Annotated in this window: 8 protein-coding genes; 5 read left to right on the top strand and 3 right to left on the bottom strand. The window is 73.3% G+C overall.

The genetic code is table 11. The annotated features are described in order from the left end of the window. The first annotated feature begins 189 nt into the window (after positions 1–189). On the top strand, positions 190–3981 hold the full coding sequence (locus ACN6LD_RS13445; RefSeq protein WP_445043275.1) for an AfsR/SARP family transcriptional regulator: 3792 nt from the start codon (positions 190–192) through the stop codon (positions 3979–3981). On the opposite strand, the gene ACN6LD_RS13440 is transcribed toward ACN6LD_RS13445, so the two are convergent. Then, entirely contained in the window at positions 3968–5863 is a 1896-nt protein-coding gene (locus tag ACN6LD_RS13440; RefSeq protein WP_445043274.1) for a sigma-70 family RNA polymerase sigma factor, read from the bottom strand. The genes ACN6LD_RS13445 and ACN6LD_RS13440 overlap by 14 nt on opposite strands. A 273-nt stretch (positions 5864–6136) precedes the next feature. After that, on the bottom strand, positions 6137–6910 hold the full coding sequence (locus tag ACN6LD_RS13435) for a TetR/AcrR family transcriptional regulator (RefSeq protein WP_445043273.1): 774 nt from the start codon (positions 6908–6910) through the stop codon (positions 6137–6139). Positions 6911–7290: 380 nt separating this feature from the next. On the opposite strand from ACN6LD_RS13435, the gene ACN6LD_RS13430 reads away from it, so the two are divergent. From ACN6LD_RS13430 to ACN6LD_RS13420, 3 genes are all read left to right on the top strand, one after another. Beyond that, positions 7291–8670, top strand: a complete 1380-nt coding sequence (locus ACN6LD_RS13430) for an NAD(P)/FAD-dependent oxidoreductase (RefSeq protein WP_445043272.1) — start codon at positions 7291–7293, stop codon at positions 8668–8670. Between the two features lie 357 nt (positions 8671–9027). Beyond that, positions 9028–10677, top strand: coding sequence for an ATP-binding SpoIIE family protein phosphatase (locus ACN6LD_RS13425; protein WP_445043271.1), 1650 nt, complete (start codon positions 9028–9030; stop codon positions 10675–10677). Positions 10678–10844: 167 nt separating this feature from the next. After that, on the top strand, positions 10845–11642 hold the full coding sequence (locus ACN6LD_RS13420; protein ID WP_445043270.1) for a class I SAM-dependent methyltransferase: 798 nt from the start codon (positions 10845–10847) through the stop codon (positions 11640–11642). An 84-nt stretch (positions 11643–11726) separates the two neighbouring features. Here the strand turns inward: ACN6LD_RS13420 and ACN6LD_RS13415 are convergent, their stop codons facing one another. Continuing rightward, the gene (locus tag ACN6LD_RS13415; protein ID WP_319197731.1) at positions 11727–12998 is read right to left on the bottom strand and encodes an MFS transporter; all 1272 of its coding nucleotides are present in this window, start codon (positions 12996–12998) and stop codon (positions 11727–11729) included. A 137-nt stretch (positions 12999–13135) separates the two neighbouring features. Between ACN6LD_RS13415 and ACN6LD_RS13410 the strand changes: the two genes are divergently transcribed. Next, positions 13136–13702 (top strand): MarR family winged helix-turn-helix transcriptional regulator, encoded by a 567-nt coding sequence (locus ACN6LD_RS13410; RefSeq protein WP_319197729.1) that lies wholly within the window; start codon positions 13136–13138, stop codon positions 13700–13702. The last annotated feature ends 427 nt before the right edge of the window (positions 13703–14129 follow it).

The following is a 14129-nucleotide window of genomic DNA, read 5'->3' as shown; positions in this document are numbered from 1 at the left end:
TCTCTTCCGGAGGGTGCGCGGTCGCCTCGGAGGCTGACGGGCGGGTCCTGTCGGGGACGACGATTGCCGTCGTCGTTGCCCTAGCCCCAGCTGTTGCCGCCGGGCGCGGAGCCGCGAGCCGCGGACCGCCGTTGTCCTCGCGTCGCGAAATCGCGTGCCCCACGCCTCGCCCCGGACGACAATGACCCGGTGCGGTACAGAATCCTGGGCGTCACCCAGACCGAGGACGACCAGGGCGTCGCCGTACCCGTTCCCGGAGCACGCCTGCGCGCCCTCCTCACCGCCCTGGCCCTCCGCCCCGGCCGTCTCACCGCCCCGGAGACCCTCATCGACGAGGTCTGGCCCGAGGCGCCGCCCCAGGACGCCCCCGCCGCTCTCCAAGCCCTGATCGGCCGACTTCGCCGCGCCGTCGGCAAGGACGCCGTGACCTCCGCACCCGGCGGATACCGGCTCGCCGCGACGGAGGACGACGTCGACCTCTTCGTCTTCGAGCGACTGGTCCGCCGGGGCGTCGAAGCCCTGCGGCAGGGCGACGCCTCCGCCGCCGCCGACTCCCTCGACGACGCCCTCGCCCTGTGGCGCGGACGCGCGCTCGCCGACCTGCCCGACCGCACGCCCGCCGCCCGTCCGGAAGCCCTCCATCTGGAGGCGTCCCGCGCCCGCCTCGAGGCGGACCTGCTCCTCGGCCGCGCCCGGGAGGCCGTGCCCCGCCTGACGGAGCTGGCCGCCGCGCATCCCTACGACGAAGCGCTGCACGCGCTCCTCATCCGGGCCCTGCGCGACTCCGGCCGCGCCGCCGACGCCCTCACGGCCTACGAGACCGCCCGCCGTACCCTCGCAGACGGCCTCGGCGCGGACCCCGGCCCCCAGCTGCGCGCCCTGCACGCCGGACTCCTGAACCTGGACGACCGGGAGTCCGCCCACGGCGCGAAGCGGAGCGGCGGCGCGGAGCCCGGTCGCGGTCCGGAGCCCGGCCGCGGTCCAGAGCCCGGCCGAGGTCCGGAGCAGGGCCATGGCCCGCAGCCGGCTCGTCGCTGGGAGCCCGCTTTTCGCTCGGAGTCCGCCCTCCGCCCGGGGTCCGTCTCCCGTCCAGGACCGGCGCCTTCCCCCCAGCCCCATGCGTCCCTCCTTCCCGGGGGTTCCGAGGGGGCCCCCGGGTCCGGCGCCGGGGGAGGCCGGACGCGCGGACCCCATTCCCCGCTCCCACCCGGGCTTCCCGAACGCACCGGCAACCTCCGTCCGCGGCTTACCTCTTTCGTGGGCCGGGAACCCGAGATCGCCGCCATCCGTTCCGATCTGCACAGGGCCCGTCTCGTGACGCTCACCGGACCGGGCGGCTCTGGAAAGACCCGTCTCGCCGAAGAAGCCGCCGCCGGGCTTCCGCAGGCGTGGCTGGCCGAGCTGGCGCCGCTCGACCGGCCGGAGGCGGTGCCCGGCGCGGTGGTCAGCGCCCTCGGCCTGCGCGAGACGGTGCTGATGACCACCGAACTGGCCCCCGCGCAGGACGACCCGGTCGCCCTGCTCGTCGAGTACTGCGCCCCGCGCAGCCATCTCCTGATCCTTGACAACTGCGAACATGTCATCGGCGCCGCCGCCGACCTCGCCGAGACCCTCCTCACCCGCTGCCCCGGGCTCACGATCCTCGCCACCAGCCGCGAACCCCTGGGAGTGCCGGGCGAGGCGGTCCGCCCGGTCGAGCCCCTCCTCCCCGACCACGCGCACCGCCTCTTCACCGAGCGCGCGGCCGCCGTCCGCCCGGACGCGGCGACCGCCCTGCGCAGCGAGGAGGCGATCGCGGAGATCTGCCGACGGCTGGACGGTCTGCCGCTCGCCATCGAACTGGCCGCCGCCCGCCTGCGGTTGCTGACCCCACGGCAGATCGCCGACCGCCTGGACGACCGCTTCCGGCTGCTCACCTCCGGCAGCCGCACGGTCCTGCCCCGCCAACAGACCCTGAGGGCGGTCGTCGACTGGTCCTGGGACCTGCTCGACGAACGCGAGCGCACCCTGCTGCGCGAGCTGTCCGTGTTCGCGGGCGGCTGGGACCTGGAGGCCGCTGAGGCCGTGTGCACCGGCCCGGTGGCGGAGCTCGTCGGAGCGCTCGTGGACAAGTCCCTGGTCGTGGCCGCCCCGCACGCCGGACAGGCCGGCGACGGCATGCGCTACCGGATGCTGGAGACGATCCACGAGTACGCCCTGGAACGCGCGGCCGAGCAGCCGCGGTCCCGCGCGGCGACGGAGCGACGACATCGCGCGTGGGTGCGTGCGCTGGTCGAGCGTGCCGACCCGTTGCTCCGTTCCGCCGAACAGCTTTCCTGGATCGCCCGTCTGGAGACCGAGCTCGACAACATCCGCGTGGGCCTCGACCGTTCGCTCACGGCGGGCGACGAGGAGGAGGCCGCCGCCGTATGCCTGGCCGCGGGCTGGTTCTGGTGGCTGCGCAACTACCGGCACGAGGGCGCGCAGTGGACCGACCGGACCCTGCGCCTCGGCGTGGTCCTGGACTCCCTCCGGCCGCCGGGAACGGAGACCTCCGCCGCTCGGGAAACTGAAGCCTGTGCCGTCGGCCCGGGCCTCCCCGCCGACCTCGCGGCCCGGATGGCTTCTGTCGACCCCGTCGGGATCTTCCTCGCCGAGCCCGACGCCGAGCCCGACGCCGAGCCCGACGCCGAATCCCTCGCGGAGGGTGCTGCCGGGGGTGACGTCCGCTCCCGGTCCGCGCAGCGGACGAACCTGCGGATGCTGCATCTGTTCCTGCTGTCCGAGTCCGAGCCGACCGAGACCTCGACGGACCCGCGCTACCCGGAGTACCTGGCCCGGCTGCGCGCCCGCTACGAGCCCGGCGGCCCGCAGGCGGCGCGGATGCCCGGCCTCATCTGGCCGGTCACGGCCTTCCAGATGCGGGACACGGTGGACGTCCGGGGAATCCTCGACCAGGCGGTCGAGAACTGCCGGCTGTACGGCGGCGACTGGGAGCTCGGCTGCGCCCTGATGTTCCGCACGCACATGGTCGTCGACTCTCCCGGTGGGCTGCACGGCGTCGACGACGACCTGGCGGAAGTACGCGTGCTGAGCCTGCGCGTCGGCGACCGCTGGATGCGGGCCCAGGTGTGCGGTGCGGCCGCCGAGGCGGAGATGGCGCGCTGCCGTTTCGCTGAGGCCGAGCAGGAGTACCGCGAGGCGCTGCGGCTCGCCTACGAGGTCGGGGCGTACGCCGAGACCCCGTTCCTGATCGCCCGGCTCGCGGAGATCGCCTACCGCTCGGGGGACGTGGACGACGCCCTGGCCACCCTGGACGAGGCGAGCAGCGCGGCCGACCGCTACGGCGTGCCGGACGTCCGTGCCTTCGTCCTGCTGCTGCGCGCCCATATCGCGCTGTACGTGGAGGAGGACGCGGTCCACGCGCGAGCGCTCTGCGACGAGGGCCGGGCGGCGGCGGGCGCGGGGACACCGCCACCGCAGTTCGCGGCGGCGCTGAGCATGCTCGAGGCGGAACTCGCGGCCGTCGAGGCCGGGCCTCGGCACGCCCTGCCGATGCTCGCCGACACGCTGCGGCAGGCGATGGCCGACCAGTGCGCCGACTCCGTCACGTCGTCGATCGTGGACGACGCGGCGGTCCTGCTGGTCCGGCTCGGCGACTTCCCGCGCGCCGCACGGCTCCTCGCGGCCGCCGACGGTCTGCGCGACCCCCAGCCGCGGCCCATGCCGCAGAACGCCCGCGCCGAAGGCGCCGAGGCCGCCGTCCGTGAGGCCCTGGGCGCCGAGCGGCATGCGGCCGAGCGGGCCCGGGCGTCCCACATGACGTCCGACGACGCCCTGCACGAGATCACCGCGGCCGTCCACGACCACCCGGTCCCGTCCGCCGATCTGCCCGACACCCCGTACGCCGACCCGGCCGACACCTACTCCGTCGACGCCTCCTCCGCCGACCCGGCGGACGCCGGTGACACCGAGGGCGCGCAGGCGTCTACGAGCAGGTGAACCGGGACTCCGCCCAGTCCGCGAGGGCCACCGAGCCCAGGGCGTCTCGCGGTTCGACGACCAGTCGCACGGTCGTCCGGCCGGCGAGGTCCACATGGACGGGGACTGCCGGGTCGCCGCCCCCGACCGTCCCGGACGACCAGAGCCGGTTCCCGTCGCCGTAGACGGAGAAGGCGACCCCGCCGAGTCTGAGCGTCAGGTCGTCGAGGCCGACCAGCGCGTCGTACGCGGTGCACGCGCGGTGGAGGTCGACGGTGACGGAGGAGCCGCCGTGCACGGTCACCCCGCCCGCGTACCGCTGGTCAGCGACGGACAGCGCGGACCGCTGCCACACCCAGCTGCTCCCGCGGAGCCGGATCTCGGGCCCGGTCCCGTCGCCGACGACGTCGAAGGGCAGCTCGCCCAGCGGATAGACGGCCGGGGCGGGCGGAGGGGCGGGCGGGGGTGTCCGGGTGGGTGTCGGAGCGGGCGGGGGCGTCGGCTCCGCGGCGGTCGGGGGAGGCGGGCCGGTCGTGGCAGCGGGGGCCGGGGAGGCCGGGGTGGCCGGCGCCTCGGAGGCGGCCGTCGGCGTAGGGGCGGCGGCCGGCACGATCACCGGCGGTTGCGGCTCGGGCCGCCGCGCGCGTGTCGGTGCGGGCGTCGGCTGCTCGGGCTGCGCGACCGGCGCGGGGGCGGAGGCCGCAGGCCGTGCCTCGGGCTGCCGGGCGGGGGCGTCGTGGCCTACGAGCGCGAGGGCCACCGCGGCGGCCGCCACCGCGACCACGCCCGCCGCGATGCCGGCCTTCACGGGCGCGGCCAGTGCCTCCGAGGCCGGCGCACCGCCCCCGGCGCCCGCCCCGCCCGAGGAACCGCCCCCGGCGGCCGCGGCGCCCGCCGCCCCCGCCCCGGCGCCGCCGAGGAGCGCGAGGGCCTTGGCGTAGCCGGCCGCGCCGAACCACCCGATGACCGCGACAGGCACCACGGCGGGGATGCTGCCGGCCACTTCCTCGATCTGCAGCGCCGCCAGCCGGCACCTGGAGCACTCCTCCAGGTGCTTGCGCAGCCCCCGTTCGGCGCGGGTGCGCAGCCGGCGACGGGCGTAGGTGCCGAGCTGGTCGGCGTAGCCGGCGCACTCCTCGTCGCTGGTGAGCGTGGCGCTGACATGCGCCTGGAGGTAGGCCTGCTTGAGGCCCTCGCGGGCACGGCTGGCGAGCACGCGGGTGCCGTTGGCGTCGAGGCCGAAGAGCATGGCGACCTCGCTCGGCGACTCGTCCTCGACCTCGGTGTGCCACAGCACGGCCTGCCAGCGCTCGGGAAGGGAGCGGAAGGCCTGCATGGCCATGGACTGCTCGGCCTCGTGCATCGCGCGGACGTCGGCGCCCAGGTCGAGCGTGTCGTCGTCGGACATCTGCGAAGCGCGGGCGGAGCGGGCGGCGAACACCGCGAAGTCGTCCACGAGCTGTTCCCGCTTCGCCGACCGCGTCCAGCCGGCGGCCACCCGCCGTACGGAGGTGAGGAGGTAGGCGCGGACGGCGTACTCGGGTCCGGAGCCGCCGCGCACCGCCTGGAGCATGCGCGCGAACACCTCGGCGGTGAGGTCGTCGGCGGTGTGCGCGTCCCGGCAGCAGGTACGGGCGTAGCGGCGCACGGCGTCGGCGTGGCGCCGGTAGAGCTCCTCGTAGGCCGTGTCGTCGCCCGAGCGCATCCGGCCGATCAGGTCGGTGTCTGCGGGGGGCAGATCCCGCGGCGGCGGCAGGACGCCGCCGTCGGCCCGCCGCTCCCGCTGGGCCGGAACCGTGCCCTCGAAAGCGTGGTCGGGCGGGGTCGCCGCGGGGTCGCCCGCCCGGCCGCTCGCGCGTCCGCCCTGGCTCGGCACCTGTTCGTCCCGACCGTCAACGCTCATCGCGGAAGACTCCCGACGCCTGCCCCACCCGTCCCGACCACCGGGTCAGAGTGCCATATTGGCTTTCGGTCAGGACCCCGTCGGACGGGCCGTCCACTCGTCCGTGGGGATCTGTCGCAGTCCGGCACCGCGTCTCCCCCCTCAAGGGGACAGAGACAACTCCCCTGCTGTGCAGGGGAGTTGTAGACGGCATGCGCATGCCCCGGTCCGCCGGCCGTGGTGCACGGCGGGCGGGGGCCGCTCGGGACCCCCGCCCACCGTCACCCTCACGAGTCAGGAAGGCCGCGAGCGCAGACCCTCCAGCAGGATGTCCAGCAGTCGCGCCGAGGCCGCCGCCTGCTGCGCCGGATCCGGCAGCGAGGGCGCCGCCGTCGCGATGACCAGCAGCACGTCCGACACCGACACGTCGGCGCGCAGTTCGCCCGCCTCCCGCGCCCGCTCCACGAGCCGGCCCACGACCTCGAGCAGCGCCGTCGCCCCGTTGTCGTCGACAGTCGCCGTCGGGCCGTCCTCCGGGACGAGCCGCAGCTCGCCGGAGCCCGGCTGGGTCCGCTGCTGCGGCACCCGGGCCGCCTCGACCGGCACGCTCTCCCCGTCGTCCTCCGCGACGCCGACCCGCAGCACCTGCGGCGGCAGCAGCCGCCCGGCGCCTGACGCCACGGACGTCCGCAGGAAGCGCGACAGCGCCGACCACGGCTCGTCCTCCTGACCGAGCGCCGTGCGCGCCTGGTCCGTCAGCCGGGAGGTCTCCTCCTCGGCTATCCGCCGGACCAGCACGTCCTTGCTGGGGAAGCGCCGGTACACCGTGCCGACGCCGACCCGCGCGCGCCGCGCCACGTCCTCCATCGGCGCGCCGTAGCCCAGCTCGCCGAACACCTCGCGTGCCGCCCGCAGTACGTGTTCCAGGTTGCGCTGTGCATCCACGCGCAGCGGCGCTGTCCGCGCGCCCTCTCCGCGTCCGCCGCCCAGTGCCGCCCCGACCGCGCCGCTGGGCGCGAGGGCCGACGTGGACGCCGTCGACGACCAATGCGAACTCTGCATGTGCATGAATAATCCCCCGGTAATGACGTCTCCCCCCGGAGACTTTCCCCGCCATCGAAAGCCGGGGCGTGGAACACAGGGGACGGTCGCCACGGGCCCGCCCGTCGCGGACCCGCAGAGCGCTTCCCCCTGACACCCCGTCGTCAGACGAACATAGTTGAGAGAGAGTCAATTCAGAAGGGGCACGTTCCGCACGGAGCGACCCCCGATCGGAGTACGAGCGGCATACGTCCCGATTGCGCCCCCTCCAGCGCTCCGATACGCCCCACCTGACCTGCGCTTCTGTCCCGCACTCCGGTGTTTCGGCCAACCCCTCGGCCACCCGGCTCGCGGTCACACAAATTGTCGAGGCTGTGGACAAACGCAAGCGCCGGGTGCGTCATGGGATGGTGAAGGAACGTGCGCGCATTCTCGTTGTCGGCGGCGGCTACGTCGGGATGTACACGGCCCTGCGGCTGCAGCGCAGGCTGAAACAGGAACTGGCCCGCGGCGACGCCGAGATCACGGTCGTCACCCCCGACCCGTACATGACCTACCAGCCCTTCCTCCCCGAGGCGGCCGCGGGGTCCATCTCCCCCCGGCACGTCGTCGTGCCGCTGCGTCGCGTCCTGCCCCACTGCCGGGTCGTGGTCGGCGAGGTCACCGCCGTCGACCACGCCAAACGCACCGCAACCCTCACCACCCTCGCCACCGAGGAAGAGGGCGCCGGCCCCCAGCAGCTGACGTACGACGAACTCGTCCTCGCGCCCGGCTCCGTCTCCCGCACCCTGCCCATCCCCGGGCTCGCCGACCACGCCATCGGCTTCAAGACCGTCGAAGAGGCCATCGGGCTGCGCAACCACGTGATCGAACAGATGGACATCGCCTCCTCCACCCGCGATCCCGCCATCCGTGACGCGGCCCTCACCTTCGTCTTCGTCGGCGGCGGCTACGCGGGCGTGGAAGCCCTCGGCGAGCTGGAGGACATGGCCCGCTACACCACGCGCTATTACCACAACGTCCAGCCCGAGGACATGAAGTGGATCCTCGTCGAGGCGTCCGATCGCATCCTGCCCGAGGTCGGCGCCGACCTCGGCCGCTACACGGTCAGTGAACTGCGCCGCCGCAACATCGACGTACGCCTGAACACCCGCCTGGACTCCTGCGCCGACCGCGTCGCCGTCCTCAGCGACGGCGCCCGCTTCCCCACCCGCACGATCGTGTGGACCGCCGGCGTCAAACCCCACCCGCTCCTCGCCGCCACCGACCTCCCGCTCACCGAACGAGGTCGGCTGAAATGCACCCCCGAGCTGACCGTCGACGGCGTCCCGCACGCGTGGGCGGCCGGAGACACCGCGGCCGTCCCCGACGTCACCGTCGACGAGCCCGGCAGGGAGACCGCACCCAACGCACAGCACGCCGTCCGCCAGGCCAAGGTCCTCGCCGACAACATCGTGCGCTCCCTGCGCGGCGAACCCCTGCAGACGTACTCCCACAAATACGTCGGCTCGGTCGCCTCACTGGGGCTCCACCAGGGCGTCGCCCACGTCTACGGGCGCAAGCTCAAGGGTTACCCGGCCTGGTTCATGCACCGCGCGTACCACCTCAGCCGCGTGCCCACCGTCAACCGCAAGATGCGGGTGCTGGCCGAGTGGACCCTCTCCGGACTCTTCAAACGGGAGATCGTCTCGCTCGGATCACTCGAACATCCTCGCGCGGAGTTCGAACTCGCTGCCGGTGGAAAGCCTTCTGAGGAGTCTTCCGACGACCCGAAGGGGTCGTCCTGACCGAAAGTCCTGACCGAAACAGGAACTCCACCGGCCGCCCCCACGTCTGACGAATGTCGGCCCGGACGGCGGCCACACTGTCAGACTGCTCCCTGCTCATAGCCCGATCCCGAGCGCCCGAGCCCATCCCGAGCCGCTCCCGAACCGCCCCGACCCCCTTCCGCGTCCCCTCCAAGTCCCTTCACCGCCCCTTCCAGAGCCCCGGCGGGCCGGCGCAGGCTCCCGCCGAACCCACCAGGCCGTCCCCACCAGCTCCACACCCCGGGTGCTGCAACAATGTGCGGCCACCGCCGCGCGGCCCCCGGAGCAGGCCGGGCCCGGAGCCGGCCGACGACGACTGACACGAGGCAAGGATTCGTGAACTTCACGCGCTGGAGCGCCCGGCTCCCCGGAACACAGCGCCGCGCCGCCGCGCGGGCCGAGCACCCGGTCACCACCACGGACCGGCGCGGCGAGGGCTCCGTGCCCGCGGCCCGCGCCGAACAGCTCACCGGCACGCCCCCTGTGCCCGCCGTCGACGAACTCCCGGTGCGTGAGGTTCTCGACCGCGTCCCGGCCCTCGTGGCCCTCGTCCACGGCCCCGGCCACCGCCTCGCCTACGTCAACGACGCCTACACGGCGGCCTTCGGCGCGCGCCCCTGCGGCGAACCGGCAGCCGATGCTCTGCCCGAACTCCGCGACCTCGGGCTCATGCCGCTGCTGGACCAGGCCCTGCGCAGCGGCAAGCCCCGCACCCTGAAGTCGCGCAAGGCCCCCGACGGCCGCCACTACACCTTCACCTGCACCCCCGCCGCCGAGGACAACGGCGAAGGCGCGGTCCTGATCTTCGCCACCGACGTGACCGACCACGCCGAGGCCGCCGAACGCCTCAGGACCAGCGAACGCCGCCAGCGCGAGACCGCCGTCACGCTCCAGCGCTCGCTCCTGCCACAGGAGCTCGAAGAGCCCGACGACCTGCGCATCGCCGCCACCTACCAGCCCGGCGGCACCGAAGCCGCGGTCGGCGGCGACTGGTACGACGTCATCACCCTCGGCGGCGGCCGCACCGCCCTCGTCATCGGCGACGTCATGGGCCGGGGCGTCCGCGCCGCCGCCGTCATGGGCCAGCTCCGCACGGCCGTCCGGGCGTACGCGCGCCTCGACCTGCCCCCGCACGAGGTGCTCCAGCTCCTCGACGGCCTCGCCATGGAGATCGACGCCAACCAGATCGCCACCTGCGTGTACGCCATCCACGACCCCAACGAGGGCCGGCTGGTGTACGCCTCCGCGGGACACCTGCCCATCCTCGTCCGCGACGACAACGGCACCGTGCTGCGCGCCGACGAGCCCACCGGCCCGCCGCTCGGCACCGGCGGCTGGATGCACGCCTCCGGCACGATCCCGCTCGGCCCCGGCTCCACGGCCGTCCTCTACACCGACGGCCTGGTGGAGCGCCGCAACGAAGACCTGGACGAAGGCATCGCCGCCCTGGAGCGCGCCCTGGCCGGAGCCACCGGCACGCCCCAGGTCGTCTGCGACCGCCTCGTCCGCTCGGCCGGCGTCACCGCCGACCACGACGACGACGTCGCCGTCCTCGTCCTCCAGCATCCGGCCCGCACCGGACCCGACGGAGAACTGTTCCGCAACGCGGCCCTGGAGCTCCTCGGCGGAGTCGAAGCGGCCCCGCGCGCGCGTGCCTTCGCCTCGGGCGTCCTCACCAGCTGGCGCTTCCCCGCCGACCTGCACGACCTGGGCGTCCTCGCCACCAGCGAACTGGTCGCCAACTCGCTCCAGCACGGCATCCCGCCCATGCGACTCCGGCTGCGCCGCACCGACCGCCGACTGATCATCGAGGTCACGGACGGCGACGACCACCTGCCGCGCCGCCGCCGCGCGGAACCGGGGGACGAGTCCGGCCGCGGCATCGCGATCGTCGCCACCATCGCCACCCACTGGGGCAGCAGACGCACCCCGGGCGGCGGAAAAGCGGTCTGGTGCGAGTTCGTCCTGCCGAAACCGGCGGAATGACCACGCACCGATGACCGGACGACCGCGCCCATCACCGGACGACGGCACCCGATGACCGGACGACCACGCCCGACGACGGGACGACGGCGCGCAGGAAAACGGCCGAACACGCATTCCCCCGCGCGCGGCACCTAGGCGAACACGCCCCCCGGTGCTACTAGCTCTGCATGGCAGACGCAACGGGCTTTCACCTCAAGGGAAGCGCCCCCGAGCGCTACGAACACTACGTCGCGCCCCTCATGGCGCCCTTCGTCACCGCACTCGTGGACGCCGTGGACCTCTTCCCCGGCGCCTCCGTCCTCGACCTCGCCTGCGGCACCGGCTTCGCGGCCCGCGCCGCCGCCGCACAGGCCGGCCCCACCGGCCGGGTTGCCGGCGCGGACCTCAACGAGGCAATGCTCAAGATCGCCCAGGCGTGTCACCCGCGCCTCTACCCGGACATCGAGTTCACCGCAGCCCCCGCCGACGACCTGCCCTACCCCGACGCGACCTTCGACGCCGTCCTCTGCCAGCAGGGAGCCCAGTTCTTCCCCGACCTCGACGCCGCCCTGCGGGAGACGGCCCGGGTCACCCGGCCCACAGGCCGCTTCGCCGCCACGCTCTGGGCCCGGCTGGACGACTCCCCGTACTTCGTGGCCCAGTGCCGGGCACTCGAGCAGTACGACGGCCCGGAAGCCGCGGCGGGCTTCCGGGCCGCCTTCGACGCCGCGGACCGTGTGACCGCAGCCCTCGACAGCGCCGGCTTCCGCTCCACGGCCCGCCGCGACCTCACCTTCGCCATCGACCTCCCGCCACTGGACGACTACATCGCCGGCCACCTCTCCTCGATCCCCTGGGGCCAGACCCTCGTCGACACCGGCGGCGACGAGGCCCTCACCCGGGCCGCCGAGACGATCCGGGCCCAGCTCCCCGCCGCGACGACCACCTTCCCCTTCACGGCGACCCTGGTGACCGCGGTCCGCTGAGCACACGGAAAAGGAGAGGCGGGCATCGTCCAAGAACGACGGCCGCCTCTCCCCGTGCGGCGTACACGATCCGCCCCGAGCGCCTCAGGCCTCCGCGGCCACGGGCTGCACGGCGGCCCCACCCCGGGCCACCACCCGCTTGCGCACCAGCCACGGCTGGTCCTGGACGGCGGTCAGCTGCCGCCCCAACCGCAGCGCGAGGTAGGTGATCCCCAGCGAGAACAGCAGGAACGTCACGATGTACGGCGCGTGCAGCGAAGCCCCCATCGGCCCGCCCACCGCCGGCCCCACGGCCAGCGCGAGCTGCTTCACCAGGGCGAACGCCGAGTTGTACTGCCCCGCCATCCCGGTCGGAGCCAGATCGGCCACCAGCGGCGCGAGCGTCGGCGACAGCATCGCCTCACCGAGCCCGAACAGCGCGTACGTGGAGACGAACGCGGCCGTCGCCATCTCCCGGCTCCCGTGCCCGAGCCCGGCGTACCCCGCCACGACCCACGCCACGGCCCAGAGGAGCCCCACCGCCGCGATCACCCGCGACCGCTTCTGCCGCTCCACGAACTTCAGCACGGCGAATTGAGCAACCACGATCATCGCCGTGTTGGCGGCCAGAGCGGTCCCGAGCGCGGACGTCGAGATGCCCGCGGCCTCGACCCCGTACGCGGCCAGCCCCGACTCGAACTGTCCGTAACAGGCGAAGAACAGCACGAAGCCCAGCACGCACAGCTGCACCATGGCCCGGTTGCCGAGCAGCTGCTTCCAGCTGCCCCGCGCGGACTGCGGGGCAGCTTCGACGCGAGGGGCCCGCGGCAGCCGCACCGTCGACATCACCACGGCCAGCAACAGGAACATCGCCGCCTCGATGCCGAACAGCAGGGTGAAGGACGAGACACGCGTCGTGTCGACGAGGTGCCCGCCGATCAGGCCGCCCACGCCGAGCCCGAGGTTCTGCAGGAAGAACTGCGTCGCGAACGCCCGCGAGCGCGTCTCCGCGGTCGAGCAGTCCACGATCATCGTCGCCAGCGCGGGCTGCATCACGGCCTGCCCGGCTCCGAGCGCGGCCGCGGCGGCCAGCACGGCGGCGGCGGTGCCGGCCAGCCCCAGGCCCATCGCGCCCAGCGCGGCGGTGACCAGGGCGACGAGCAGGACCGGCAGTGGACCGCGCCGCACGATCGCCCGGCCGGCGAACGGCAGCACGATCAGCGCGGCGACGGCGAAGACGGCGAGCACCGTCCCCGCCGTCATGGCTCCCAGCCCCCGTACCTGCGCCACATAGACGTACAGGTAGGGGACGGTGAAACCGAGCCCGAACGCGCTGAGTGCGTTGCCCACGTGGATCCGGCGCATCGCTGCGCCCATCGCCCTGGTCACGTTCACCTCAATCAGGTAGGAGCCCTCAGCCCTTAGGACCGAAGACTTAGAAGCTAAAGTTCGAAGCTAAACTGTACACATCGAAGGACTTCAACACGAACGCGCCCCGTGCGATACTTGTTCCCATGGGCGACAACCCCGGCACGGTCGGCACCGGCCTCGGCAGCGAGCCGACTCTCGAAGAGCAGATCGCCGCCTACCAGCGCGAGTTCCAGGACCTCGATCCACAGGTCGAGAAGATCGTCTCGGCGCTCTCCCGCCTCAACCGCAGGATGAACGTCGCGTACGGCCGCCAGACCGCCGACCTCGGCATCAGCAACGCCGAATGGGAGGTCCTCAAGGCGCTCGTCCTCTCCGGCGCTCCCTATCGCCTGGGGCCGAGCGACCTGGCGAAGCGGCTCGGCCTGACGCCGGCCGCGATGACCCACCGGATCGACCGCATGGTCACCGAGGGCCTGGTGACCCGTGAGAGGGACGAGACCAACCGGGTCCGGGTGATCGTGGAGCTGACGCCCGAGGGCCGCGAGAAGTGGTTGAGGGCGATGCGCATGGCGACGGTCTTCGAGGAAGATCTCCTCCAGGACCTCTCCGCCGCGGAGCGCACCACCCTCGGCGAGGTCCTGACCAGGCTCCTTCGCCGCGTCGAGCACGCTCAGCCGGATGCGGGCGGCCGGCTCAGCGATCTCGACTGAACGGTCCACTGAACGGTCCGCGCCCGTTCGGCCTAAAAGATCTTGACAGGGGCGGTTGACAGTGCCGTCCCAGATCCGTAGAGTTCTTCGGGTTGCCGCGGAGCCGTAACGGTTCTCCGGTAGCGCCTCCGCCGCAGTAGCGGCACACAAACCATCAGCACGATCTCCTCCGGGGTTGAATTCGGCGTGCCCGAATTCAATTCGATCGGGGGCCGGCAGCTCGATTAGCAACTGCCGAACGGATCCGCTAAGGTTTGAGACGTCGGAACGGCCCAACAGCCGGGAAGGCGACTCCCGCTGACCGGGAATCAGAACCGAAAGGGTCTGATAGAGTCGGAACCGCCGGAAAGGGAAACCGCGAGATAAGCGGGAGACCTGGAAAGCACCGAGGAAATCGGATCGGAAAACGGTCTGGTAGAGTCGGAAA

The sequence above is a fragment of the Streptomyces sp. SAS_272 genome (assembly GCF_052543235.1).
This window is presented reverse-complemented; position numbering and strand designations above follow the sequence as displayed.

Excerpts from the sequence above, each read along its gene's own strand:
- ACN6LD_RS13430 (WP_445043272.1), top strand. The coding sequence starts at position 7,291 with ATGGTGAAGGAACGTGCGCGCATTCTCGTTGTCGGCGGCGGCTACGTC.
- ACN6LD_RS13415 (WP_319197731.1), bottom strand. The coding sequence starts at position 12,998 with ATGGGCGCAGCGATGCGCCGGATCCACGTGGGCAACGCACTCAGCGCG.
- ACN6LD_RS13440 (WP_445043274.1), bottom strand. The coding sequence starts at position 5,863 with ATGAGCGTTGACGGTCGGGACGAACAGGTGCCGAGCCAGGGCGGACGC.
- ACN6LD_RS13435 (WP_445043273.1), bottom strand. The coding sequence starts at position 6,910 with ATGCACATGCAGAGTTCGCATTGGTCGTCGACGGCGTCCACGTCGGCC.
- ACN6LD_RS13420 (WP_445043270.1), top strand. The coding sequence starts at position 10,845 with ATGGCAGACGCAACGGGCTTTCACCTCAAGGGAAGCGCCCCCGAGCGC.
- ACN6LD_RS13410 (WP_319197729.1), top strand. The coding sequence starts at position 13,136 with ATGGGCGACAACCCCGGCACGGTCGGCACCGGCCTCGGCAGCGAGCCG.